The 2447-nt window shown below is 72.7% G+C and carries 2 protein-coding genes; one reads left to right on the forward strand and one right to left on the reverse strand.

Features of this window, described 5'->3' with window-relative positions:
* Positions 1–147: 147 nt before the first annotated feature.
* Entirely contained in the window at positions 148–825 is a 678-nt protein-coding gene (locus PAI11_RS10060; protein WP_170320711.1) for a TetR/AcrR family transcriptional regulator, read from the reverse strand.
* Between the two features lie 177 nt (positions 826–1002).
* Between PAI11_RS10060 and PAI11_RS10065 the strand changes: the two genes are divergently transcribed.
* Positions 1003–2447: YncE family protein (locus tag PAI11_RS10065; RefSeq protein WP_086000334.1), on the forward strand; the 1445-nt coding region annotated here is incomplete at its 3' end.

Here is a 2447-nt window from a genome sequence, read left to right on the forward strand (position 1 = left end):
AGCGCCGGGCCGTGGCGCCGCGGGCCAGGTGCGGCAGCAGCGCCCGCGCCTCGGCGACGCCGCGCGGATCGAGCCCCTCGTCGAGCGGGAACGCGGCCGCGCGGACCGCGGCGGTGGTCCCGTGGCGGACGAGCAGCAGCCGGGCGGTCAACGCTTGCGCGCGCGCTTGCGCGGGGCCTGTGCCGGCGGCGCCTGGCCGGTGACGATCGGCAGCAGGTGCTGGCGGGCGAACTCGCGCATCGCCTCGTCGTCGTCGGTCGGCATCAGGGTCTCCGGCTGCGCGATCAGCGACATCGCGAACCGCGCCAGGACCTCGGCCGTCAGGTCGACGTCCTGCTCGCGCAGGCGGCCGGCCTCGACGTGGATCCGGAGCAGAGCCGCGAGGACGCTGCGGCCGAGCGCCATCAGCGGGCCGCTGCCGGTGGTCACCCGCAGGCCGATGTCCTCGGGCTCGGTCTCGCGCAGGCGGTTGAGGATCGGCTGCTCGAGGATCGCGTGGACCGCCCGCACCGTCGCCTCGGTCAGCTGCTCGACCGGGTCCTCGATCGCCAGCAGCGGCCCCGCGATCCCGGTCAGCACCCGCTGCGCCTCGCGCAGCATCGCCGCCATGATCAGCTCGTCGCGCTGCGGGAAGCGGCGGTAGACGGTCATCCGCCCGACGCCGGCGCGGCGCGCGATGTCGCCGACGCTGGCCCGCCGGATGCCGATCGCCTGGAACTGCTCGACCGCGGCGTCGAGGATCCGATCCCGGACCGGGTCCTCGCCCTCTGAGCCGGCGCCGGCGAGCGCCAGGGCGAGCAGATCCGGTGGCGATGACGAGGACACGCGCCCGATCATGCCAGGAGGGGCCGTCGGCGCGACGGGGAGGCTCTCGGGCGGTGGCGCCGAGGCACCCGGTGTTTCATATCTGTAACCAGCTGCTAGGCTGGCGCCGTTCGCTGGCGGGACGCGCGACGAGCGGTCCGCGGATCGTCGGCGCGGTCGCCTTCCCGAGGAGCTCAGATGTCGCTGTTCCGTCGACCACGCACGGCCCTGCTGCTGACCGCGTGCACCCTGGCGGGTGCCGCCGCCGTGCCCGCCGCCGCCCTCGCCGAGGGGCCGGCCGTTCCCGCCCAGCCCGGGACCCGCGAGGTGATGCTCGTCGGCAACAACTGGGACGGCACCGCCGACGTCGTCGACACGAAGAGCTTCAAGCGGCTGTTCCGGATCAACATCGTCCCGGACCTGGCCGAGCGGATCGCCGAGATCCAGCGCGACCCGATCCAGCTCGTCTACTACGCGCTGCTGATCCGCAACCTGATCGGCGAGGGCCACGACCAGCTGGTCGACGACATGTTCACCAGCCACGACGGGCGCTACGTGTACGTCTCGCGGCCGAGCCTCGCCGACGTCGTCGCGATCGACCTGCGCACCCACGAGCTCGTCTGGCGGACCAAGGTCGACGGCAACCGCGCCGATCACATGGCGATCTCGCCGGACGGCAGCCAGCTGCTGGTGTCGGCCTCGACCGCCAAGGTCGTCGACGTGATCGACACCGCCAGCGGGAGGATCACCCACCGGATCCCCTCCGGCGACCAGCCCCACGAGAGCAACTACTCGGCCGACGGCAAGCGGATCTACCACGCCAGCATCGGCTCGGTCTTCACCAACTTCGACGACCCGCTGCAGGACTCGACCAAGGGCGACCGGGTCTTCGAGGTGATCGACGCGAAGACCTTCAAGGTCCTGCAGCACGTCTACATGAACGAGAAGATGGCCGAGTTCGGGATCAAGGGCGCCAGCGCGGCGGTCCGCCCGATGGCGATCGCGCCCGGCGAGCGCTACATCTACATGCAGCTGTCGTTCCTGCACGGGTTCGTCGAGTACGACCAGCAGCAGCAGCGCGTGACCCGCGTCGCGGCGCTGCCGCTGAGCGCGAAGGCGAAGGCCCTCAGCCGCGAGCAGTACGTGCTCGACTCCGCCCACCACGGGCTCGCGATCAACCCCCAGGGCACCAAGCTGTGCGTCGCCGGGACGATGTCCGACTACGCGGCGATCGTCCACCGGAGCGACTTCCGGGCGACGGTGATCCCGGTCGGCGACAAGCCCTACTGGGCGACCAACAGCAGCGACGGGGCCTACTGCTACGTCTCGGTCAGCGGCAAGGACCGGGTGGCGGTGATCTCCTACGACAGTGAGAAGGAGGTCGCCAGCATCCCGGTCGGCGATCATCCGCAGCGCGTCCGCGTCGGCCGGCTGCGGGACGGGTCGGGCGTGCCGGCCAGCTCGCCGCCGGCGACCCGCGTGGCCCCGGGACGGCTGTCGCTGCGCGCCGCCCCGACCAGCGACCGGCGGGCGCCGTTCCGGTTCCGGCTGTCGGGCGACCTCGGGCTGCCGCTCGGGATCGGCGCCGTCGCCGGCTGCTCGGGTCGCGTCCGGCTGGACGTCCGCGGTGGCGGTCGGCGGGT

Source organism: Patulibacter medicamentivorans, assembly GCF_000240225.1.
GTDB lineage: Bacteria > Actinomycetota > Thermoleophilia > Solirubrobacterales > Solirubrobacteraceae > Patulibacter > Patulibacter medicamentivorans.